Here is a 21,463-nt window from a genome sequence, read left to right on the forward strand (position 1 = left end):
CTATTTCGTCGTTCATCGGGTCCGGGCACTCGATGAAATCACCTTCCCGGATATTGTCGCTAATATTACGGGTCGAGAGTGGGCGAGACCAGTCACGGCAGTTCCCCTGCTCGCTAACGCATGGATCTATCTCATCATGCAACTCGTCGGAGCAAGCCTCCTCGTGACGACCATCACCGGGGTGCCGTACAAATACATGATTTGGGTTATCGGGTTCGTATTCATCGTCTATACCGTTCTCGGTGGAATGGTAAGCGTCGCCTGGACGGACCTTCTCCAAGGAACCGTCATGGTCGCAACGGTACTCGCGGCGCTCGTGTATATGACGGTCACACAGGGTGGGTTGACCGCAATCAATACCGAGTTTGCGACGATGGGCACGGGCAACGTCGCCCCACTCGGTGCAGGAGCCTACACCCTCATCGGCCTTGTCGGGTCGCTTATCGCGTTCTTCGGGACGATTTTCACGGGACAGAACTACATCATCCGCATCAATGCGACGAGGGACATCAAAACCGCAAAGTTCCATCTTGCTGCATCGGGAGTGATCCTCTCGGTCTTCTATGCGGCGCTCGTCCTCCTCGGAGGAGCGACGACTGTCGCACTCAATGGGAGCGGACTCGGTGTGGATAACGTCGATAAGGCTTTCCCCGTCCTGATCACAGAATACCTCCCGACGGGGGTCGGTATCGTGATCATTTTGGCAGTTATGAGCGCGATTCTCTCGACAACGGATACGCGTCTCCATTCGGCAGGGATCACCACAGCGCACGATCTCTATTCGTATTTTAGACCGAACGCTTCGGACGAGAAATTGCTAAGCGTATCACGTCTGTCGACCATCTTTTGGGGATTCACGGCGACAGCGGTTGCGATGAACCCCCCAGGGACCATTATCACCCTATACGAATTCCGGGCGATTCTCCTGACGAGCGCCTTCCTCATTCCGATTTACGTCGCCCTCTACTGGCGCGGCCTTAGTGGGCGGGCGATCGTCAGCTCCATAATTGGGGGAACAATCATGGGTGTCGGATGGGAACTAGGGGGCCCATTCTTCGGAATTCCCTCGGTTCTCATCGGTATTGGCGCCGCGCTCATTTGCATCGTCGTCGGTCATTACGTCTGGCAGGACGAATCAACCCCACGCGCTGATCCAGTATAGGGAAATAACGATTTAGGTCACAAGATGATGATTCACATTGATAAAGAGCGGTTTGTTACAGCAATGAAAGAGCAAGCGGAGATTGGTGCTGTGGGCGACACTGGATTACATCGGCTGACGCTCTCCGATGCCGATTGTGATGTCCGAGATTGGTTTGCTGACCAAATGAAAAAAGAGGGATTAGCCATCCGGATCGACGAGATAGGAAACATGTTCGGGCGACGGAATGGAACAAATCCGGATGCCAAACCGATTCTCGTCGGATCGCACTTAGATTCCCAGCCGAACGGGGGCATCTACGATGGCCCGTTAGGGACGGTTGCAGCACTAGAATTGATCCGAACGCTCAACGAGCATGGTATCGAGACTGAACATCCCATCGAGATCGTCAATTGGACGAACGAAGAGGGGTCCCGATTCCAACCAGCCATGATGGGAAGCGGTGTTTGGGCAGGAGCCCAATCCGTGACCGACGCGTATGAAACGACAGATAGCGACGGAAATCGGTTCGAAAATGAACTGGAACGAATTGGGTATAGAGGCAACGAACCTGCTGAACCAGCAGAGGAGTACGAAGCCTATCTGGAACTCCACATTGAGCAGGGTCCGGTACTCGACCGGGAGGATCTATCAGTTGGTATCGTCACCGGAATCGTCGGCTTTACTTGGGGGGCTGTAACTTTCGAGGGAGATGCCAACCACACCGGAACCACGCCGATGAACTATCGCTCGGACGCACTGGTTGCGGCTGCGGATGTCATCACCGCTGTCCGGCGGCTCCCATCGACATTAGGAGAACGTACCGTCGGAACGACGGGCGTCATCGAAGGAACCCCGAATTCGATCAACATTATCCCGGGGGAAGTTACGATCACATGGGATGTGCGTGATCCAGCCGATGAAGTCGTGGAAGAAGCCTATCAGCGCGTCCGCAAAGAAATAGAAGCCGCAGCGTCTCGAGAAGGAGTCGACTATCGACACGAAGAGCGGATGCGAGCGCCCGCAGTAACGTTTTCCGACCGTTGTATCGAGGCAGTGTCACAAGCGGCATCCGAGTTAGGGTACGAGACGAAACGGATGATCAGTGGGGCAGGACATGACGCGACACACGCCGCTGCAGTATGCGATACCGCGATGGTATTTGCTGTAAGTAAGAATGGTCGGAGTCATTCCCCAGCGGAGTACACGTCGTGGGATGACGCCTACAAAGCAGCGAACACCCTCTGTAATGCTGCCCTCTCGTTAGCACAGTCTGAACAACCCAGTAGAATAGACCAATAGTACCGAAAACAATACACAACACCATCAGTTCCAGAACTCAATGAGCAATTCAACCAACGACAAACTGACGACACTCATCGAAGAGCTCGTTTCACGAGAAAGTGAAAACCCACCCGGAAACGAAGCTGCAGTAGCTGAATTCATTTATGGGTGGTTCGAAGAGCGAGGAATCGAGGCGTCGTTGATTCCCGACCCCTATCCCGAGCGACCACAGGTGGTCGCTCGAGTGGGAAACGGTGATCCGACGGTCGTACTCAATGGCCATATAGACGTCGTCCCAGCAGGAGACCGACAGCAGTGGGACCATCCTCCGTACTCGCCGGAAGTAAAAGGGAACACGCTGTACGGTCGTGGAACCACGGACATGAAAACTGGAGTTGCGGTAGCGATGCTGACTGCGGCTCACTTACACCCGGAGTTCGAAGCGGGTGACCTCGATGGATCGGTTATCGTCCAGGCGGCCATTGGCGAAGAAACAGCAGAACCGGGCACGAAGACGCTCTTAAAACAGGGGTATACAGGCGACTACGGTATCGTCCTCGAACCGACCGAGATGCGTACTGCCACGAGCGAGAAAGGACTTGCCTGGTATGAATTTACTGTCGACGGAGAGCCGTCCCACGCTAGTCGGCCAGATCAAGGTTCGAATGCGGTCCTCCACGCGAAGGATTTCCTCAGCGCACTTTCCGAGTACGATACGACAGTCCGTGAACGAAGCGATGAACTCGTTGGACAAGCCTATGCGACAATAACGAAATTCAACGCCGGAACGAAGGAAAACGTGCTTCCGGAGAAAGCCACGATTACGATCGACCGTCGGTTCTTGCCCTCGGAATCGGTCGAACAGATAGACGATGAGATTCGTCAATTGGTCGAAACGGCAGAGGCGGAAAATGGAAGCAACATCTCCTGGGAACGGACACGTACATACGAATCCGCCGCGATAGACAGGGATAGCCCAGTAGCTCGTGTATTTAGAGAGCAATCTGCAGAAAAAGCCGGTGTTCCGATGGATCCCTGGGGAATTACCGCTTCTACGGATGTTCGAAATCTCATCAACGATGCAGATATGGAGGCGATTACGTGGGGACCGAGTACGCTCGCACAGGCCCACACATACGATGAGTGCGTCGATCTCGCTGATGCGTCGACAGGACTCGAAATCTTACAGGCGGCCGTCCGGGACCTTTGTGCCGGAAACTTACCGGAAGAATGACTCGCAGCGGCCGACCGACAAACGTCCGAAGGAAAGCAACGAGTTCTGTATCGAATACTATTCGGCCAGTTCAGCATTGGTGAAAAATATGATGTGAGGAGAAGTTCGCGCAACGAGCACGTCTGACTCAGAGGCCCTCCCTTGGTACCGATGAGAATTCTTTGCCGATTAAACTCAAATATCTGACCGAAACGTGTATAATAGAAGGGTGGCAATACATTGCCATGCCTGGGCCGGATGCGAACACACAACAACTGACAATCAGAATGGGAGTTTTCGATGAACAATTCTAATCGGAATCCTGCAGCAGAGTTTCGATCAACGCACGCCGGTGCGGACGTAGAAATGGCGTATGCGGGCCGAAACACGTTTCTGAAGGGCGAATCACGCGACGTCGATGATCTCGACGACATCGATGTCGGTGTTCTTGGAGTGCCCTATGACGGAGCGCTCACTAATCGACCAGGTGCTCGCTACGGACCTGAAGCGATCCGTCGTGCGAGTGCTTGGTGGGCCTACCTATCAAATTACAAAGGAGGGCTCACAAACATGAACACGGGTGCGCAGGTCGACTTCTCCGATTTCCAGGTCGCCGATTGTGGTGATGCTCCCGTCTTCCCAATGGATTACGAACAGACCGCAGAGAGCATCCGTTCGCACGTTGCAACAATCGCGGGACACGCATTTCCTCTGATGTTGGGAGGTGACCACTACTGTACGTATCCCGCCTTCTGTGGCTTTGCTGAAGGCTCAAACGCAGACTCCGTTGGATTGGTCCAAATCGATGCGCATACCGATACCTCTGGCGAAAGTACGATATTCGGAAAGCATTATCACGGGTCGAGTACTCGACTCATCGCTGAATCTCAGTATAGCGATTTTGCTCATATTAGTCAGGTTGGTATTCGCGGGTATGAGAGCCCGAATTTCTTCGAATTCGCCGATGAGACCGGACTCAACCTCTTTACGATGCGCGATGTTCACGACCGCGGTATCACCGATGTGGTTGTCGATGCAGTCGAAGCCGCGGCGGCTGACACAGACGCCGTTTACGTTACCTTTGACATTGATGGCGTGGACCCAAGTATTGCGCCGGGGACGGGTACTCCAGAACCCGATGGATTGAGTGCGCACCAAGCAGTACGAGTAATGGAAGTGCTGGGAACGCATAATGCGGTTGGCGGTGCTGACTTGATGGAGGTCTCGCCACGGTATGATCCGACCGAATCGACACAGACGCTTGCAGCATTCCTCGCCGTAACCCTCCTCGAACGGCAATTTGCAGAATAGCTTTCACCAATCCTTGTGAGCGAGGACGGTAGCAACAGGTCGAAACGCCGACCGTTCTTTCAATCCCTGGAGCGTCGTCCACGACTCACTATATCCTTCTCCGGCAAGAAGTGAAATCGCGAGTTCACCGATCGCTCCGTACGTTAACGAGGCGAAATTCCATCCCGGTTGTCCGCATGGGAAGGGACCGTTCTCCCGTGGCTTGCGGAGGTCGATGACCCCGCCGAGGTGTGCTCTGGTTGCCGCAGCGAGATCAAACGCTTCTTCGTATCGGATCAAGGGAAACTCCCGATTATCCACGATGAACAAGCCGGAGTCCTCTCCGTCGAGTAATGGACGAATCGACGGCCTCTTCGCTTCGATGAGTAGATCTGCGATGTCGACGGTGGACCCTTCTCCACTGACAGCATCCGTGTATCGGAGAATTGCGCCACCGTGATCGCTCTTGATTGTTCCCTCGTGAGCGAACTGTTCAGGTGCTGGGTCGGGATGGTATTCGACAATTCCGGCGACCTGCAATTGGCTGTTGATACCTCGTGAAAGCAATACACCGTCGAGGGTGATACTAGACGGAAAGAACAGGCGAACGATATCCTCGCTTTGATTTTCGTTCGGGTTCTCCTCAATGGCAACAGGAACGGGTCCAATCGGGAGGGATTCGACCGTGGTCAGCATGTTAAAAGCATCTTCGACCATCGAACGCGGGAGATCGATAGCAGAAGTGACCAACTCACCGGTATCCTCGAGCGGATCGTACGTAACTTGCCCTGTCAGGACGGCAATCCGCTCTCGAACCTGTTCGAGACGACCATTGACGTGTCCATGGCGCAACTCAGACTGACCTTTCTCGGTCAAGCGTCGGCCTTGTCCCGGTATCTTTTCTGTAAACCCATTCGCATCGAGTTCCGAGAGGAGAAGACGGACAGTTCGTCCTTTGATCGAATAGCCGCGCTGGTGGAGCTGATCGACGAGACGGATACTTCCGATCGGCTCATGCGCTTCGATGAGCCGCAACAAATCGTACTCTCGATTATCGAGACGATCGGTCATACTCACACAGTAGGATGCACACCGATAAACATGCGCGATATATTAACTTGAACAGACAATAAGAGCAATATATTAGTATCGGAGGTGGCATAGTGATGCCATGGTTGTGTCACCCATTGACACTGGTCTGCTCATACTGTACATGGTGGGTATGATCGGTATCGGCTACTGGGGGTACCAAAAATCAGAAACATTAGACGATTATCTCGTTGCCGGCCGTAATATCCCACTGTGGATGTACGTCCCGGTCATGTCCGCCGTCATCCTTGGTGGTGCAGCCACCGTCGGCGGTGGTGGTCTCGGGTACAAAAGCGGGATTTCAGGCGCTTGGCTAGTCATCTCACTTGGTATTGGGACGATTGCTCTTGGACTCCTCATCTCGACCAATCTGGCCAACCTCAAAGCATACTCACTTGGTGAAGTGCTGGAACGTCGGTTCGACAAATACTCAGGAACGATTGGTGCCATAATCGCCGGAATCTACGCGCTTACTATCGCAACCACGCAGACCATCGCGATTGGAAAAGTGTTGAGCGTCCTCTTTGGCTTCGAGCAAAATACAATGATTTTGCTCGCAGGGGCAATCATTATCGCCTATACAGCGCTCGGTGGAATGCTCACAGTAACGATGACCGATTTTGTTCAGTGGTGTATCATGACTGTCGGTATCTTCTTTATCGCACTTCCACTCGGTCTCGACTCTGTCGGCGGTGTTTCAGGGTTGATGTCGCAACTCGAACCCTCCTACTTCGACGTTACAGCAATCGGATGGAATACAATTGTCAGCTACTTCTTGCTGTATGTCCTCGGCATCATGATTGGACAAGATATCTGGCAGCGGGTCTTCACCGCGAATAGCGCCGATACTGCTCGCAAAGGAAATATCGCTGCAGGCGTGTACGCGATAGTCTATGGTCTCACAACGGCCTTTCTGGGCATGATCGCCCTCGTTGTCCTGCCACCCCTCGCCGATTCGGAGCTCGCCCTCCCCCGACTCATCCTCGAAATCGTCCCGGTCGGGTTCTCGGGAATCATCCTTGCCGGATTCGTTTCAGCGATGATGTCGACGGCAGACTCTGCCCTACTCGCATCGAGTACCCTGTTTACGAGCGATATCTACAAGCGGTTTATCGATCCCGATGCATCGGATGCAAAATACTCCAGTGTCTCTCGAGGGCTCATCATCGTCCTCGGTGGTGTCATGACCTATGCGGCAATCGAAATCGGGAGTGTTGTGCTCGCTCTTACACTCGCATACGACTTGCTCACAGGATGTATTTTTGTCCCGATATTCGGGGCATTCTTCTGGAAGCGAGCGACATGGCAAGGAGCCCTCTCTTCGATTTGTATCAGTGCGGCTGTTGTCGTTGCAACGCTGTCTGTGAAAGGGTTCTCGTCGAATTTGCCCATCATCTACGGCCTTCTTAGTAGTATCCTCGTGTTCGTTCCGGTTAGTTTCCTCTCGGGACCACCGGCACGTGAAAAGCTCGAACAGTGGGTTCGAACGCTTGACTCTCCGGCGTCGCTGGAGTGAGAATTGGAAACGCCCCTTCTCCGGCGGTACCGATATTGGTTACTTCAATTTCGTTCCGTCTCGCGGGCAGTATTCGTACGTATCGTCTGTCGTCTGAAATCCACACGTTGGACATCGTCGAGACTGTACTTCCGATTTTTCGCTTTGGAAAAAGAATGGGATGAACGGTACGAACAAGAAAAAGACGAAGCTATCGAAGTACCACCAAAGAAGAGCACTGACGAGAAGACTGGCGATGATTCCGATTAACGCAGAGACTGTTCGAGAACGAACCATGTATTCGATAGGTGTGGAAGCAAGAAAAGGGGACGGGAACGATTTGCTGACATGAGGGAAATCGTCTCGGTCCACTCTCCAGGTCCGAGCCTTGACCTCTTTGTAGAAACCTTGATTTAGGTTCGGTAGGTGTAACGTCAGCAGACAACATAGCGACCCGTGTCCCGTCTACTTAGTAGTCATTCTGATTGGTCTAATCGACCTCTGTCTGGGGCAGTGCGAAGGCTACTGCTCTGAGTAAACCTTCACCTGAAAATGGAACAAAGTCACACAGAGTCGCCCATCAGGCGACTATGCGATTCTCGAATTATGCGCGAACGACGTTCGTCGCGCGCGGGCCCTTGGGGGCCTGTTCGATATCGAAGTCGATCTCCTGTCCTTCTTCGAGGTCAGCACCGCCAACGTCCTCCATGTGGAAGAATACGTCGTCGTCAGAGTCGTCCGTCGTGATGAAACCGTAGCCGCCAGTGTCGTTGAAGAAATCAACCTTACCGTTTGCCATTACAACTAAACAGAGACCCAGCGCACGGTTAAGACTTCCGCATTCATTTTTTAATCTGAGAAAAATTTAGACAAACATCCACAAAAGACGAGATTCGATATTTACTCGACCAATTGGGTGGTTCTGCGGGGTAGACACACCGGATTCAGCAGAACGAACCGTTTCTTCTACCGAAGCCACGTTTCTCGCTTTGTGGGTGTCTTTGTCCTTGGCCGCTCGCAGGGCCACAGACGCTGTCCAGCTGTACCTCCTGTTGGTGTCGCTATCTGTGGTGATTACCAGATGGGGCAGCAACAATCGATACGATCCACTGCAATCGTGGGAAACAACCTTTCATCCCAATCACTGCTTGTTGTAGCGTTCCTGTTCGTGACCCCATTAGTCTCTGTTAGGCAGCATCGTTATACCCCTGAGAGGTCTATATTCATTGTTTATGATTGATGAGATACAACGAGCGAATCAGTCGACACGCATCCAATATGGCCTCATGCTCATCTTTGGGACGCTGTGTATCATCGCTGCATTCGCACCGCTCGAAGAAGCGATTCGCATCACGGCCGTTGGTACCCTCTTTGGGTTTACTGCTGGCCTCTGGGTCTCGCACCTCGTCCAGGTCTTCCAGCATGCAACGGAGTTGAAAAACGCCGACGTCACCGGAGTCACCGACCGATGATCACTGGAGATTACTCATGAGCCAACCCGGACCCACCACCAAGACGGAGACAGAATCGACGTTCCTCGACAGTATCCAGTTCCTCACGGGAAAGAACCCCAATCTCGGTTCGTTTCTCCTTGTCGTCGGGATGGTGACCTGCGTATTCATCGCACTGTTCCAGTTCACCCTCCCGGCCCCGATCTCGAATCTGCTTACGATAGGGGTGGTGCTGGTCACTGTCACCAGTGCCATCTTCGCCTCGCTTCTCGACACTCTCGGGTACTTCGACCGGAACACCACAGTTGCGCCCACTGGTGTCGATGATCAGTGAACAGACGCCAAGTCGAAGGTTCCCGTCGGAACGGCGTCTACACCCTTTTCACCGTCGAGTACCGTGAAATGGGGATGGGATAGTTCGGCAGTTCCGTCATTGAGTTCACTGGAGCCGCCGGACATGCCCGTACCATGTCGCCACCAACATAGATTGTCCACCACCCCCCACCTCGGTCCCCATCTCCTACTGTTCATTTGGTGGAAAGATTATTAAGAATGTCCGATGTGGTCTACTCGTTATGCGTGCAGCTGTCCTCGAAGAATATCAAGAACCACTCGCGATTCACGACGTCGATGCCCCCAATCCAGAGGCCGAGGGTGTAGTCGTTGAGATGGAGGCATGTGGCATCTGTCGCAGTGACTGGCACGGATGGCAAGGTGATTGGGACTGGCTTGGCATTCAGCCACCGAAGGGACAAATTCTCGGGCATGAGCCTGCTGGTACAGTTGTAGAAGTTGGTGCCGACGTTGAGAACATCAGGGAAGGCGATCGAGTTACCATCCCGTTCAATATCGGTGATGGAACGTGTCACCAGTGTCGAACTGGGCACGGAAACACCTGTGAGAACGTGATGCCACTGGGCTTTGCCGAGCCTGTCCAAGGAGCATTTGCAGAACAATTACATGTCCCAGCAGCTGATCATAACGTCGTCCAGTTACCGGGTAGCGTTTCAGCAGTCGACATGGCAGGACTCGGATGCCGATTTATGACCTCATTCCACGCGCTTGCCCACCAAGCAGATATCAATGCGGGAGATTGGGTTGCTGTTCACGGTTGTGGTGGGGTTGGTCTTTCAGCCGTTCATATCGCTGATGCACTCGGCGCGAATGTCGTTGCAGTTGATCTCAGTGATGAGAAGTTAGACAAAGCACGCGAACTCGGGGCAGTTGAAACGGTCAACGCGAGCGATGCTGACGATACTCCGCAAGCCGTGCAGGCGCTCGCCGGTGGTGGTGTTGACGTCTCGGTCGATGCGCTCGGAATTGAAACCACGTGTCGAAATTCCGTGATGAGTCTCGGCACACGCGGTCAACATGTCCAAGTCGGGTTGAGTACCCAAGATGAGCAGGGTATGGTGGCACTGCCGACGGATATGATGGTCATGAAGGAGATCGAGTTTATCGGATCGCTTGGGATGCCTCCAACGCGGTACGATGAAATCTTCCGCATGGTCGAAACAGGGAAACTCGACCCGAGTGCTGTGGTTTCGGAAACGGTTTCGCTCGACGACGTTTCCGATCGACTCGCATCGATGAGTAATTTCGAGACGATGGGTATTCCCGTTATCGATGAGTTTGCATAACTTGGCTGGAGTAATCGACTACCATTCTCTTTCTTAGCACAACGAATTGCCGTCCGGCAATAAGTTGTGCCTCTTCCTGCTATTATCTAAATCACAGGCGCTAAAACCCCGTTCTTGCGGGCGGGAATACAGCGCCGTCTCTGGTCTCAAACATCGAAATGGGAGGTTACAAGTGCCCACACTACGTTTCTGTGATTGTCGATTCGATGGTACCCCATCGGATTTGACTATCCGCAAACTAGCAGTTGACTCGGTGTTTTCCTTACCAAATAAGTAAGCCTTCGGACACCCAACCGACAGAAAACAATCACGTACCTCTGAATCCGTCACGGGATAGGAGTAACGGGGGCGTGGCACTCCCAACGGTGTGTCGGGTCGTAAACGTACGTTCCCAAATCAGCGTAATCGGGCGTGGGAAGCCCCGTGTTTTAGCGCGGGGAGGATGTCACAGCCCACTCTTGACGAGGTTGAAGACCGTCCGCAGCAGGCCACCGGCGGTAAAGTCTTCGGGAGCGATGCCGAGTTGCTGGAGCATCCCGAACTGGTCGATGTTCTCCCAGGTCTCTACTGCTCTTCCATCCTCATCGTAGCGAGCAAGGAACGTGCCGGTAACGCGAACCGCTCGACCGGTCGGCTTGAGACCGGCGAATTCCCCGGTATGCGTTCCGGTCATCTCCCAGTGGCCAGCGACTGTCTCTCCCTCGACGATGACCGGGCCGAAGGTGAATTCTGCGTCCGGAAAGCCACTGATGAGTTCCCGCTGCATATCCTTGTACTCGGTGTTCGTCAGGTCTTCCCCGTCGAAGTGACCGACCCAGTCCGGTGCGTGGTATTCATCAATGAAGTCGAGATTGTGCTTTTCGTGGACCTCCTCGGCCCATTGTTGTGGGAACCCCCGGCGTTCGTCGGTAGTATCTGTCGGTAATGATGACATGGCTCTTGTCTCCGCTTTCGAAGGTGCCCTCCCCCAAATGGTGGCACCCAGATTCTAGTAGGTGTTGCACTCTATAGAACGCGTATCCAAATCTCACGCGCTGAGAATCCCGATCATCACTCTGATTGGCGTCTGTGGAGTTATCGTTCACCATCGATTTGTTGACGCAGTAAATACAACCCTGTTCCCACGAATCCCGTGAGTGCAGTCTTAATGCCGAATCCTGGTTGTCCATCATCAACTGTTGTCTCAGAAGTGGTCGTGTTTTTATCCGATGGGGTTCTCGCTGTAGTTGCAGATTTGGTCATCGATAGATCGGTTGTCGATTGCGTAGTGGTCGTCATCTTCGGAGATGTGGAAGTCTCGGTAGTGGTTGTTTTCGTCACCTCTTGTTCTGTGCGAGTCGAAGTTGTCGCTCGCTCCGTAGTCGTCGTTGTCTTTCCCCTGTCGGGGGTCGGTATCGTTTGAGTTTTCTCCCTGCCAGCAAACCGCCGACTACAGTCCGGTGGGTGGTCACTGCCGGTATACGCCAGAAGATAGGCATCTTCGCCCTGACCAACGTCGTCAGTGGCTTGATACACCGCCCCGTCCCCAATTGCGGGAGGATACACACTTAGCAGACCCGATGGTGCGATATTCCACTGCTCCTCTCCGGTCGTCTTATCAAGTGCATAGAGACCACCGTTTATCCCCCCTGACGGTGACTCGGGGCACGTTCGATAGCGAGCGGCGGCATACACTCTGTTTGCATCCACTACCGGCGCACTGGCTAACTCAGCTGGCGTTTCGAATCGCCACTGTTCTTCGCCAGTGGTTCGATCAAGGGCGAAGACGGTTCCGACAGCGTCAAGGGCCTCATCTCTGTCCCGATACCAGTTAAAGTGCTCACTACCGCGTGTGAATACGTATAGGCGTGATTCGTCTACAGCTGGGGAACTCACCTCAACGGTTCCTTCTCGCACGGAGAGCCTTCTTATCCATTGGACGAATCCGTCAGTCGTTGAGAGCGCGCTGATTTCCGGTGGCATGCCCTCCTTTTTCTCTCCTCTCGATCCAACGAGATAGATCAACTCCTCATCGACAGCTCTTGGAGACCCATTGATCGCATCTGGGACACCCGCTTGCCACTGGACTGTCCCAGATTCTATATCGTAGGCTATAATTTTATCAGCGCGATCTTGCGTGCCGGCTTCAACGGTGTATGTATAGAGCGTCTCCTCAACAGAGCCGATCACACGCACGTCGTCCGATATTTTCCATCGGGTCTCCCCTGCTGAAGCGCCGAGTGCGATGAGATACTCTGTTTGATTAATAAAGACTGTATCGTCCGCGACGGTGAAGGTGCTTGGACGAAGATCGTCGCGCCTCCATGCTTCTTTGCCTGTTTTCGCATTGAGTGCGAATACCCCTCCAACGACACTGTCTCCTGTATACTCTTCTCCATCTCCTGCAATAAAGTATAGAAGACCATTTTCAACGGCTGGAGCGTCGTATACATTTCCATACTCCACGGGAGTACCATATCGATCAGTTTCGTTCGCTGGACCATTGGTTGTCCAGACCCGTTCGCCAGTTTCTGTATCGTATGCTTTAACGGCGCCCGACAATTTCCGGTCATCAGTTTGCACGCCGGTGTAAATCAGCCCGTCTTTTACCGTGGGTGTACCACTCATAAACCCCACATACTGAGATGTCCAAGCAACGCCAACCTCGCTGGCGGTTATCCCCCCTGATTGCGTTGCGTGCGTATGCCCGCTTGTCCCCCACGGACGAGGCCACTTATCGACGCTTGAGGACGAGGTCGATATCGCATTGCCTGTGGAGTTTCCGATGAGCATGGCGGTAGCTGCTCCAAATGTTTTCACGAAGGCTCTTCGGTTCATTCCCACCTCCTGTCTCTTGAAGCGGCGAATAAGCTTTGTGTGAGTCTTGTCTTCTACTAGACTAATTTGGAATCTTCATGCTACTAATTCCTACAGTAAATGGTGCGTAGCGATTGGGCCATTAAGTATTGAAACAGTGACTGTTTCAGTGCATTCCTGTTAGATAATTCAACAGAAAGCACCGCATAACAATACGGGATGCGGTCCTTGGATGGAGTGCGGGCGTCGTAGGATGCTTCCCGAGTCGCCATGTCCCCTACACGCTCGAGCACCGCTAACAAACGCCGTGTTGTACGTCATACTGACGCCAACGTGGTCGTGCCCACTATCCCGGCACGACCATTCTCTCCCACACAAATCGGGTGAGAACGGGTTGCTTGTTGGTAGAAGCACCATCGACCCCGCGTCGATGGCGGCCACTTCGTGGCCCCGGTGGTTCGATTCCACCCCCGTTCGTCTCTCCTCTACATGGTCAGGTTCTCCAGTCCTGTTCTCTATTCTCATGTACCCTTAAGACATACGTCGTGATCACCACATTCGGAGAAACTGTTCCTGACTCGAGTCGGTCACGGGATGCCGATAGCTGATCGTCGGTCACGAAAACGTAACCGCTGTGTTCGATCGGTCTCGTCGTACTGTCGCTCAAGCGTGGTTTCTGTTGGATCCGTCAATCGAAGCGGCTGATCTACTGTGGGGTGTTCATTCCGTCTTCGATTCGCTACGATGAGCCCTGCACAGTTGGATAGGTCGACTACAGCAGTGGGCGTTCCTACACTAGCTCGGCAACAGCTTCCATCGTCGTCTTCTTGTCTTCGTCGGTCATGCCGTCGACGAACCCGATACGGACGGCATCGACGCCTTCTGTCGCTGCATAGTCGTCGACCCACGTGCGAACTTCCTCGGGGGTTCCGGCAGGCGCCAACGCATCGAGGAGTTCGTCGGGGAGTCGTGAGGCCATCGCATCGGTATCCCTGTCTTCCCATGCACCCCGAATATCGGCAACGACGTCGGGATAGCCTTGCTCGGCGACGGAATTGCCGTAGTAGGGACCGTACGCGCCGAGCAGAAACGAAATCGTTCGCCGTGCGAGATTCCGAGCACGTTCTCTCTCCTCCGCCGCGATTCCACGAACGATCGGACTCACACGCAACTCGGATGGACTCTTTCCACCGAGCTCAGCACCACGCTTCAGATCTTCACACCGCTCTGTTAGCCCATCTTTGGTGAACAGCTGTGGTGCCCACCCGTCGCCGAATCGGCCAGCCATCTCGGTCGCCTTCGGACCGAGCGTCGCCAGGTCGATCGGCGGGGGATTCTCGGGGATATCACGCTCGTAGCCGAGCCCTGCGATATCAAAAATCTCACCCTCGTACGCCGGATTACCATTTTCGTAGACGGCCCTGATGATCTCGATCACCTCTCGCGTCCGCCGTAATGGCCGGTCGAACGATTCGCCGTGCCATCGTTCGGTAATCGCGGGCGAACTCGGCCCGAGACCGAGTCGGAATCGGCCATCCGAGGCATCGTGGAGTGTCAGTGCTGTCTGGGCGATGAGTGCAGGCGACCGACCAAATGGTGAAATAACGTCGTTCGAAAGCCCGAGTGTGTCCGTTCGATCAGCGATGAGTGTGAGCGCTGGCACGATATTCCACCCTGTCGTCTCACCCATGGAGAGGCGATCGAAACCCAACTCCTCTGCGTGAACAGCGCGGGACGCGACCTCTTGCGGTCGCTCGTAGTCTCCAAGTCGAACCAGTAAATCCAGTTCCGCGTTCACGAATCTGTCCTCCGCGTCGGTCCCCGAGATGGCGCCGTCATTATTACATCCCTGTCACGAAGTCACATAAACCCCTTCGCCGAGGCCGTCTCACAGTCTCACTCAACGCACGAATTCGACGTGCTCTCCTCGAGAACGTCTCTCTCCGTACAAGAACGCAATTGACGAGGGGTGTGATTCTACTGCCGGGATTTTTCCCCGAGGGGTGCGGTGCGTTCCAGAACGAGCGTCTCGATGAGTAGTGGTTTCGATGGCAACCAGAGACATCTACGAAGACGGCTTCGACGAAGACATATTGAACGAGACGACCACCCCTTGTCCAGAGTGTAGTGGTCATGTCAGCACGAACTCCCAAGAGACGATATGCGAGGACTGTGGCCTCGTTCTCGATGAGCATCGTACCGACTACGGCCCGGAGTGGTACGGCGATGAGGACGAAACATGCATTCGAGGACGCGCTAACGCGTTTACTTACTTTCGTCACAGTATTATATGGCTGAAGTATATCTGTTGTGAGATACAGGTATCCCACACGCTACGGTTGTAACGTGAGCGGAGTGGTTGGCTATCGATTCGACTGACGGCTGATTCTGCTTCTTCTTGCAGCGCATGGGAATTGTCCCTCAAGGCGGTTGGAGTCACGCGGTTCGGATGGAGACGACACCACGGTAGTGGTGACCACTCACAAAAACGATTGGAGCGCGAAATCGTCGTACTCGGAAAGACACTGTTCGATTCGTGCTTCTCGCCAGCCGAGCGGTGAGAGAACGCTTTCGGTCGCTCGTATCAACCGTTCCCGGTAAAAGTCGGTGTCGTATGTGGTCGGCTCCTCGATTGCTAGTGTGACCCGATCACGAGACCGGCGCTCGTCATCGACGACGACATACGAGACGCTTTCGCCTGGTGCTCGCGTCAACCCGAGATCCGCTATGCGGTCGAGTGCTGCTACACTGCGCGTCGATTGGCTGTAGGCATCACGAGGCTTCGAGACACGATTCGTGATGACGAGGTCGGTCGGATCGACATCACCTCGCTGGAGGCAGTCGATCCACGAGCGAAGTTCCTCACAGACTGGTTGTGCCTCTCGATGTTCGTTCAACGTCTCGATAAGCGCTTTTTGTGCCTCCTCGACGAACGGCGGGGTACTTCGTTGGCGACACTCGATGCCGCGATACTTGTACTCGTCTTCATCGGCCACTTTACCGAAGTACTTCGTCAGCGCGCCTGTATTTGAATCACGGAGCGGCACGAATGCGACCCACTCGTAGTGTGCTTCGTGTTCGAGTCGGATATCGACCTGGTCAGAAATCTGTCGCGTGAGTTCGTCAAGCGGCGTCTGGTCTGTGTCGTCCATCGGCGTGACCCACACGCTATCGACGATTCCATGCACGACGCGCCAGCCGTGTGCTTCGAGCATCGCCTTCGACTCCAACAGAATCTCCCGCGCGAACGCGTTGATCGCTTCGTGACACTCGATTCGTCCGAACTTTGCATTCGAGAAGCCCTGATAGCCGAAACACGAGACTAGAATCCACTTGATCGCGTTCGATTGGCCCTCCAGTTCGGCACGCCGTTCAGCATCATCAGTCGCGTTTATCTCGGCTTTGATCGCGTCCCGATCCTCGATGAGCGGTTCGAGAACGTCCGGGAGATAGCCTCGCTCGTTACAGATCGAATAGCCGAGGTCGGGTACGTCCGCACGGTCGGCGTGACACTCACATCGAATCTTCTCGGGGCTCACGTTCCGCGTGACGATGATATTCGGATACAGCGATGAGAAGTCGAGTTCGTGAACGTCCTCGTGCAATCCGACATCCGGTGCGAACGTGAATCCACCGCGGTCAGCGTCGTGGAGTTGGCCCATCGTTTTGAATTTCTCGTGACGCCACGAGTGCCACGGGACGAGGACGTTCTGTTCCCATGCTTCCTGAATCTGAATGCCGGTGAGAATGTTCCCGATCGACGACCACGACAACTCTTGCAGTGGTTTGCCCGACTGCTCGACGAGATACAGACAGCCATCGAGATTCGTCTGATTCCACATGAACGTGTTCGACGTATCGACGATGACTCGTCCAGGAACGTTGTATCGGGCAGGTGAGTGGCCGACCCGTCCATAGCTCGTGTACGTTGATTCCCCGGCGAGTTGCTGCCACCCCGGGAGTCGGCCGAGCTGGAACGCCATATCGAGCCGGTCTGCCTGCCGATACAGCGTCGGAACGACGTCGCTCGTGTTTACCATTAGGATATCCGGGTCGTCGCGTTCGATACGAGTTGCGAGCGTGTCCAATACGTCCCGTCCGTCGCCAGTCACCACTTCATCGCCGATGGTGAGTTCGGTGACCGTCTCGCGTGTCAGTTCCGGCTCCGGAACCGAGATGTGCAGCTGGGAGAGGTCACGGGCGGGAAGTGGCGAGCCGTCGTTTTCGAGACAGTAGCGAAACTCACGCGAGAAATCGACGTTGTAACAGCGATACGCACCCGGCGAGCCCCACCGACGAATCATCGCGGAAACGTCGGTGACAGCATCGAGATCCACGACATCCACTTGGAGTACCGGTTCGGGAGTGTGCCGAAAGGAGAGTCGTTTCTCGACACCTGCAACGTGAGCGACAGCAGGATGGTCACGAAGTGCGGCCCTCGCATCGGATAGCGAGCCAGCACCGTGAGCGGAGACGTACAGCGTCGGTGTGTACGACTCATCGATTGTATACTCGGCTCCCGATTCGGTCAATGACCATCGGAACACCTGACCATCGAGATAGTCGAACTTGTACGCCATCGACTTACCTCTGGTCGTTCAGGTCGTTCTCCAAATGGTCGAGTCGGTCTTCGAGGTCGTCGATGTGTTTCTGCTGTTCGAGCAGCATCGACACGAGTGCCGGAATCTCGACGAACTGGTCGTTCTGAAACCCACTGGCGTCGGCATGCGCTCGTGCATGCTCGAAGAGGCGGTCGAACACTTCTTGGTCGGCGTGGCGAAGCGCACGCCGATAGTGTTTCCACCGCGATTCCATGGTGCGCAGGGCATCGCGATAGGTCGGATTAGTACGACCCATGCGTGCTCACCTCCGTTGGACCGTCCGCGGTAGCAATGGCCGGATGACGTGTCGTGAGAACGCGATTCCAGAATGCGAACGTCGTTTGTACCATCCCATTCTCGAGTGGGTACACCAGCGTCTCGTACTCGTCACCCGAAAAGCGAGGCCCATGCGGCGTCTGCTCACAGCGAATAACGTGGTCTGCACACGCTCGAATCGGCGCAGCCAGCCCATCGTCCTCGTGTTGGGTTATCAGTACGGGGATATCGAACGTCTCCTCGAGTTCGCTGATAATATCCAGACCTACAGAGAGCAGCCGTTCTCCATCACCACGCGGCAAATCGTCCGATCGATAGAACCAGTCGAACGCTGGGAGGACGACGACCGCCGTCTCGTCCGTGAGTTCAGGCGCGAGATCCTGGCAGAGACTCTGGTGTTGCCACGGGGTGAACGCGCGAGCGATTCGGATGCGGTCGAGAACCCGCATCGATGGGGCGATTCGCGAGAGGGTGTGTGTACTCCCATGGCCGTGGGCGTCCACCCAGACGGCCGACCCGCCGTCGAGAAGTACCTGGTCGAGCACGAGCGACTGGAGCGCGCAGGTCGAACGTGCATCCGTTTCGAGTAGCGTGACTCCCGTATCGAGGGCTGGGAGTTCGGGTTGGTCGTGGCGCATCATCACGAGTCAACATATCCCCATGGCGGCACATAGGCAAGACCGGGTCGTTTCCAAACTTTCCGAAAGGCGAATTCACCGGAGTCGATAGGTACGGGCGCGATTCTTTCCCTCGGCGATGATGAGGCGGTAATGTTCCATTTTCTTCAGATGGTTTCTGACGGTTCGATTCGTCTTCGGATCATCAACTCGCGCCTGATATTTCTCGTAGAGGTCTCCCGGGTCGAGTTCGCCTTCGGCTTCCAAAATCTCGTAGAGGGCGCGCTGATGAACGGTGAGCTGGCTGATCGTTTTCTGGCGGACTTCGTGGCGACCGTCCGGGACTGCTTCGCGGACGATTTCGGTCGTAATCCGCTCGGTTCCGGATTGGTCGGCTCGACGTGCCGCGTTTCTGAGAATGCCGATTGCAACGCGTGCATCTCCTGCAGCGGCGTCGGCAATCAGGGTCAGTTGGTCGTTTCCGATAGCGTTTTCCGAAAGTCCCCACCGAGCGCGCGACTCGAGAATCGCGACGAGTTCGTCGAGGTGATACTCTTCGAACGGAATTCTGACACAGGTCTGCAACCGGCTGGTCAGACGATTATCGAGTTGGCTGAACAAGGCCTCTTCCCGATTTGCGATGAGTATCATGGAGACGGTTCGCATTCGATAGAGGTCATAGAGCACGCTCTTGTCTTCGAGTTGGTCGACCTCGTCGAGGATGACGACGAATTGGGGGCCGTCATACTGTTGGAGACGGTCGAGGAGTTCGTCCTTTGGCGTCGACCGCCGGTGAATATCGACCGTCCTGTCGATGCCTTCGAGGATGCGATAGAGCACTTGGAATCGGGTGTGGTCTTGCCAACAGTTGACGTACTGGGTATCGATGTCGAGGACGTTCTCGCGGAGGCGTTCGACCGTGTAGTTGGCGATACACGTCTTACCAACGCCGGACGGTCCAAGGAGGAGCGATGTTTCCCCGCTTTGGCCGTCCATGATGGGTTTGAGCGTGTTCGAGAGCGCGTTGACCTCCGGGTTGCGATGCTCGACTTCATCGGGAATGAACTGGGGTTGCAGGACACGAGCATCGTGGATCATTGTGTTGTTCGTATCTATTCTGTCCGATATAATAAACGGAAGTGGGCGATTTCCGATTCTTCCGATACGCACCGGTCGCATTCCTGCGGGGAGTTTTTCCCCTTGAAGGGTGCGGGGCGTTCCAGAGTGAGCGTCTCGATGAGCAGTGATTCCGTTGATAATCAAAGACAGCTATGCAACTGGTTTCGACGATTAACCAACATCGGCTCCTTCAGAGTATGGACGTTGGTTAAGCGCCAGCTAATCGCCTTCAAAACAATACTCTCGTCTGTTTTCTACTCTCGAAGAGTGTAGGCTTCACGAAATGGTTTGAATGTGTGTACAAAAAGATGACTGAATAATAAGATAATGATACTTTAAGGTACGATACTTCAGAGTACGATTATGCGGAGTACTATATTTGATCCGACGCTAGTGACGAGTATGGCCGCCTTCGTCAATCGAACTGAGGAACTCTCGCGGCTTCACAGCCTCTACGAGGCAGATGAGGCAACACTCGCAGTCATCTTTGGACGACGACGACTCGGCAAAACTGAAACATAGCTGCCAAATCTCCGTACTCGCGCTCGTTGCATTTATGTTGGAGTGACCGATCCAGATACGGTCAGGATGTGTCGTAGACCGTCGCAAGTCGCTCTTCGACCTCGGAGACGGTGCGTAACAGTTTCGACGGGAGGTCCTTCTCGAACACGTCCCCCTTCATACGGTACGTCGGGCCACCGATCCCAATCGCGCCACGGACGCCGCCGTTCGGGTCCGTCACGACTGTGGCAATAGCGCGAAGTCCCTCTTGGTACTCCTCGTCGTTGATCGCATACCCCCGCTCGCGGACGCCTTCGAGCGACGCCAGCAACCGTTCCCGCGATGTAATCGTCTTGTCCGTGAGTCCCGGGAGGCCGGTCGCATCGACGATCTCCAGCACTCGTTCGTCACTAAGCTCGGCGAGGATCGCCTTCCCGGCCGCTGTGCTGTGAACGAGGTATTCTCGGCCTGGGGAAAAGTTCGGATCGTTCTCGTTCGTGATTGTGTCGTACACGGAGATGATGCGATTGTTCTCCAACACGGAGTAGTCCACCCCCTCTTCGACTCGTTCGGCAAGTACGTCCACGCCATCCCTGATGACCGGGAACGCGTCGTCGCGGTTCTTCGCGGCTTCGCTGAACTTGAGGAGCTTCATCCCAAGGTGGTACTGTTCTCCGTGCTTGACGAGGTACCCTCTATTGAGGAGGGTAGTAAGGTGGCCGTGCGCGGTGCTCTTTGTGAGGTCGAGTTCCGAGCAGATAGTCGCCATCGTCGCCCCCTCATGTTCGTGCACGAACTCCAGTATGGCCAGCGACTTGTCGGTCGTCTTCAGGACCCGTCCGGAACCACTGGGGGACATTCCCTTCTCTATCTCCCCCGCAGCGGCATAAGCCCTAGTACTCGGGGTCTAGGCGACTGAGGATCCTGACCAGGCCGCGATGTCGAACCCT

The 21,463-nt window shown here is 54.7% G+C and carries 19 protein-coding genes and 1 pseudogene; 10 read left to right on the forward strand and 10 right to left on the reverse strand.

Annotated features, from left to right (window positions below; all coding sequences use genetic code 11):
• The 4 genes from BG842_RS01025 to BG842_RS01040 all read left to right on the forward strand — a co-directional run.
• Window positions 1–1,162: sodium:solute symporter (locus BG842_RS01025; protein WP_069449319.1), on the forward strand; the 1,162-nt coding region annotated here is incomplete at its 5' end.
• Between the two features lie 24 nt (window positions 1,163–1,186).
• Window positions 1,187–2,443, forward strand: a complete 1,257-nt coding sequence (locus BG842_RS01030) for a Zn-dependent hydrolase (protein ID WP_069449320.1) — start codon at window positions 1,187–1,189, stop codon at window positions 2,441–2,443.
• A gap of 40 nt (window positions 2,444–2,483) precedes the next feature.
• Entirely contained in the window at window positions 2,484–3,659 is a 1,176-nt protein-coding gene (locus tag BG842_RS01035; protein ID WP_069449321.1) for a M20 family metallopeptidase, read from the forward strand.
• A gap of 345 nt (window positions 3,660–4,004) precedes the next feature.
• The gene (locus tag BG842_RS01040; RefSeq protein WP_254662808.1) at window positions 4,005–4,949 is read left to right on the forward strand and encodes an agmatinase family protein; all 945 of its coding nucleotides are present in this window, start codon (window positions 4,005–4,007) and stop codon (window positions 4,947–4,949) included.
• A 3-nt stretch (window positions 4,950–4,952) separates the two neighbouring features.
• Here the strand turns inward: BG842_RS01040 and BG842_RS01045 are convergent, their stop codons facing one another.
• A complete protein-coding gene (locus BG842_RS01045) occupies window positions 4,953–5,963 on the reverse strand; it encodes an NrpR regulatory domain-containing protein (RefSeq protein ID WP_254662809.1) in 1,011 nt (336 codons plus the stop codon).
• A gap of 136 nt (window positions 5,964–6,099) precedes the next feature.
• Between BG842_RS01045 and BG842_RS01050 the strand changes: the two genes are divergently transcribed.
• On the forward strand, window positions 6,100–7,533 hold the full coding sequence (locus BG842_RS01050) for a sodium:solute symporter (protein ID WP_069449324.1): 1,434 nt from the start codon (window positions 6,100–6,102) through the stop codon (window positions 7,531–7,533).
• Window positions 7,534–8,116: 583 nt separating this feature from the next.
• Here the strand turns inward: BG842_RS01050 and BG842_RS01055 are convergent.
• The gene (locus BG842_RS01055) at window positions 8,117–8,311 is read right to left on the reverse strand and encodes a cold-shock protein (protein ID WP_069449325.1); all 195 of its coding nucleotides are present in this window, start codon (window positions 8,309–8,311) and stop codon (window positions 8,117–8,119) included.
• A gap of 487 nt (window positions 8,312–8,798) precedes the next feature.
• Here BG842_RS01055 and BG842_RS01060 point away from each other — a divergent pair, with 487 nt between their 5' ends.
• From BG842_RS01060 to BG842_RS01070, 3 genes are all read left to right on the forward strand, one after another.
• A complete protein-coding gene (locus tag BG842_RS01060; RefSeq protein WP_254662810.1) occupies window positions 8,799–8,984 on the forward strand; it encodes a hypothetical protein in 186 nt (61 codons plus the stop codon).
• Between the two features lie 16 nt (window positions 8,985–9,000).
• Complete coding sequence (locus tag BG842_RS01065; protein ID WP_069449327.1) at window positions 9,001–9,297, forward strand: hypothetical protein; 297 nt, start codon at window positions 9,001–9,003, stop codon at window positions 9,295–9,297.
• A 241-nt stretch (window positions 9,298–9,538) separates the two neighbouring features.
• Window positions 9,539–10,603 (forward strand): zinc-dependent alcohol dehydrogenase family protein, encoded by a 1,065-nt coding sequence (locus BG842_RS01070; protein WP_069449328.1) that lies wholly within the window; start codon window positions 9,539–9,541, stop codon window positions 10,601–10,603.
• A 445-nt stretch (window positions 10,604–11,048) separates the two neighbouring features.
• Here BG842_RS01070 and BG842_RS01075 read toward each other — a convergent pair whose 3' ends face one another.
• The 3 genes from BG842_RS01075 to BG842_RS01090 all read right to left on the reverse strand — a co-directional run bounded on the left by BG842_RS01075 (window position 11,049) and on the right by BG842_RS01090 (window position 15,197).
• Entirely contained in the window at window positions 11,049–11,537 is a 489-nt protein-coding gene (locus BG842_RS01075; RefSeq protein ID WP_069449329.1) for an ester cyclase, read from the reverse strand.
• A gap of 140 nt (window positions 11,538–11,677) precedes the next feature.
• Entirely contained in the window at window positions 11,678–13,375 is a 1,698-nt protein-coding gene (locus BG842_RS26855) for a PQQ-binding-like beta-propeller repeat protein (protein WP_217493259.1), read from the reverse strand.
• 814 nt (window positions 13,376–14,189) lie between these two features.
• Window positions 14,190–15,197 (reverse strand): TIGR04024 family LLM class F420-dependent oxidoreductase, encoded by a 1,008-nt coding sequence (locus BG842_RS01090; RefSeq protein WP_069449332.1) that lies wholly within the window; start codon window positions 15,195–15,197, stop codon window positions 14,190–14,192.
• A gap of 250 nt (window positions 15,198–15,447) precedes the next feature.
• Between BG842_RS01090 and BG842_RS01095 the strand changes: the two genes are divergently transcribed.
• Complete coding sequence (locus BG842_RS01095) at window positions 15,448–15,744, forward strand: TFIIB-type zinc ribbon-containing protein (protein ID WP_069449333.1); 297 nt, start codon at window positions 15,448–15,450, stop codon at window positions 15,742–15,744.
• Window positions 15,745–15,879: 135 nt separating this feature from the next.
• Here the strand turns inward: BG842_RS01095 and BG842_RS01100 are convergent, their stop codons facing one another.
• The 4 genes from BG842_RS01100 to BG842_RS01115 all read right to left on the reverse strand — a co-directional run bounded on the left by BG842_RS01100 (window position 15,880) and on the right by BG842_RS01115 (window position 19,991).
• Entirely contained in the window at window positions 15,880–17,979 is a 2,100-nt protein-coding gene (locus BG842_RS01100; RefSeq protein ID WP_069449334.1) for a type B DNA-directed DNA polymerase, read from the reverse strand.
• A gap of 4 nt (window positions 17,980–17,983) precedes the next feature.
• A complete protein-coding gene (locus BG842_RS01105; protein WP_069449335.1) occupies window positions 17,984–18,256 on the reverse strand; it encodes a hypothetical protein in 273 nt (90 codons plus the stop codon).
• On the reverse strand, window positions 18,243–18,917 hold the full coding sequence (locus BG842_RS01110; protein ID WP_069449336.1) for a hypothetical protein: 675 nt from the start codon (window positions 18,915–18,917) through the stop codon (window positions 18,243–18,245). Before BG842_RS01110 ends, BG842_RS01105 begins: the two co-directional genes overlap by 14 nt.
• Window positions 18,918–18,989: 72 nt before the next feature.
• Window positions 18,990–19,991 carry a Cdc6/Cdc18 family protein gene (locus BG842_RS01115; protein WP_069449337.1) on the reverse strand — a complete coding sequence of 334 codons (1,002 nt, stop codon included), beginning with the start codon at window positions 19,989–19,991 and terminating at the stop codon, window positions 18,990–18,992.
• Between the two features lie 423 nt (window positions 19,992–20,414).
• Between BG842_RS01115 and BG842_RS32880 the strand changes: the two are divergent.
• Window positions 20,415–20,525 (forward strand): annotated as a pseudogene (locus BG842_RS32880) (ATP-binding protein); the annotation flags it as partial.
• Between the two features lie 70 nt (window positions 20,526–20,595).
• Here BG842_RS32880 and BG842_RS01120 read toward each other — a convergent pair.
• A complete protein-coding gene (locus BG842_RS01120; RefSeq protein ID WP_069449338.1) occupies window positions 20,596–21,372 on the reverse strand; it encodes an IclR family transcriptional regulator in 777 nt (258 codons plus the stop codon).
• Window positions 21,373–21,463 lie beyond the last annotated feature (91 nt).

The sequence above is a fragment of the Haladaptatus sp. W1 genome, assembly GCF_001723155.1.
GTDB classification, from domain to species: domain Archaea; phylum Halobacteriota; class Halobacteria; order Halobacteriales; family Haladaptataceae; genus Haladaptatus; species Haladaptatus paucihalophilus.

Coding starts and splice junctions, on each gene's coding strand:
- BG842_RS01030 (WP_069449320.1), top strand. CDS start 1,187: ATGATGATTCACATTGATAAAGAGCGGTTTGTTACAGCAATGAAAGAG.
- BG842_RS01035 (WP_069449321.1), top strand. CDS start 2,484: ATGAGCAATTCAACCAACGACAAACTGACGACACTCATCGAAGAGCTC.
- BG842_RS01040 (WP_254662808.1), top strand. CDS start 4,005: ATGGCGTATGCGGGCCGAAACACGTTTCTGAAGGGCGAATCACGCGAC.
- BG842_RS01050 (WP_069449324.1), top strand. CDS start 6,100: ATGGTTGTGTCACCCATTGACACTGGTCTGCTCATACTGTACATGGTG.
- BG842_RS01055 (WP_069449325.1), bottom strand. CDS start 8,311: ATGGCAAACGGTAAGGTTGATTTCTTCAACGACACTGGCGGCTACGGT.
- BG842_RS01060 (WP_254662810.1), top strand. CDS start 8,799: ATGCTCATCTTTGGGACGCTGTGTATCATCGCTGCATTCGCACCGCTC.
- BG842_RS01065 (WP_069449327.1), top strand. CDS start 9,001: ATGAGCCAACCCGGACCCACCACCAAGACGGAGACAGAATCGACGTTC.
- BG842_RS01070 (WP_069449328.1), top strand. CDS start 9,539: ATGCGTGCAGCTGTCCTCGAAGAATATCAAGAACCACTCGCGATTCAC.
- BG842_RS01075 (WP_069449329.1), bottom strand. CDS start 11,537: ATGTCATCATTACCGACAGATACTACCGACGAACGCCGGGGGTTCCCA.
- BG842_RS26855 (WP_217493259.1), bottom strand. CDS start 13,375: ATGCTCATCGGAAACTCCACAGGCAATGCGATATCGACCTCGTCCTCA.
- BG842_RS01095 (WP_069449333.1), top strand. CDS start 15,448: ATGGCAACCAGAGACATCTACGAAGACGGCTTCGACGAAGACATATTG.
- BG842_RS01100 (WP_069449334.1), bottom strand. CDS start 17,979: ATGGCGTACAAGTTCGACTATCTCGATGGTCAGGTGTTCCGATGGTCA.
- BG842_RS01105 (WP_069449335.1), bottom strand. CDS start 18,256: ATGGGTCGTACTAATCCGACCTATCGCGATGCCCTGCGCACCATGGAA.
- BG842_RS01110 (WP_069449336.1), bottom strand. CDS start 18,917: ATGATGCGCCACGACCAACCCGAACTCCCAGCCCTCGATACGGGAGTC.
- BG842_RS01115 (WP_069449337.1), bottom strand. CDS start 19,991: ATGATCCACGATGCTCGTGTCCTGCAACCCCAGTTCATTCCCGATGAA.
- BG842_RS01120 (WP_069449338.1), bottom strand. CDS start 21,372: ATGTCCCCCAGTGGTTCCGGACGGGTCCTGAAGACGACCGACAAGTCG.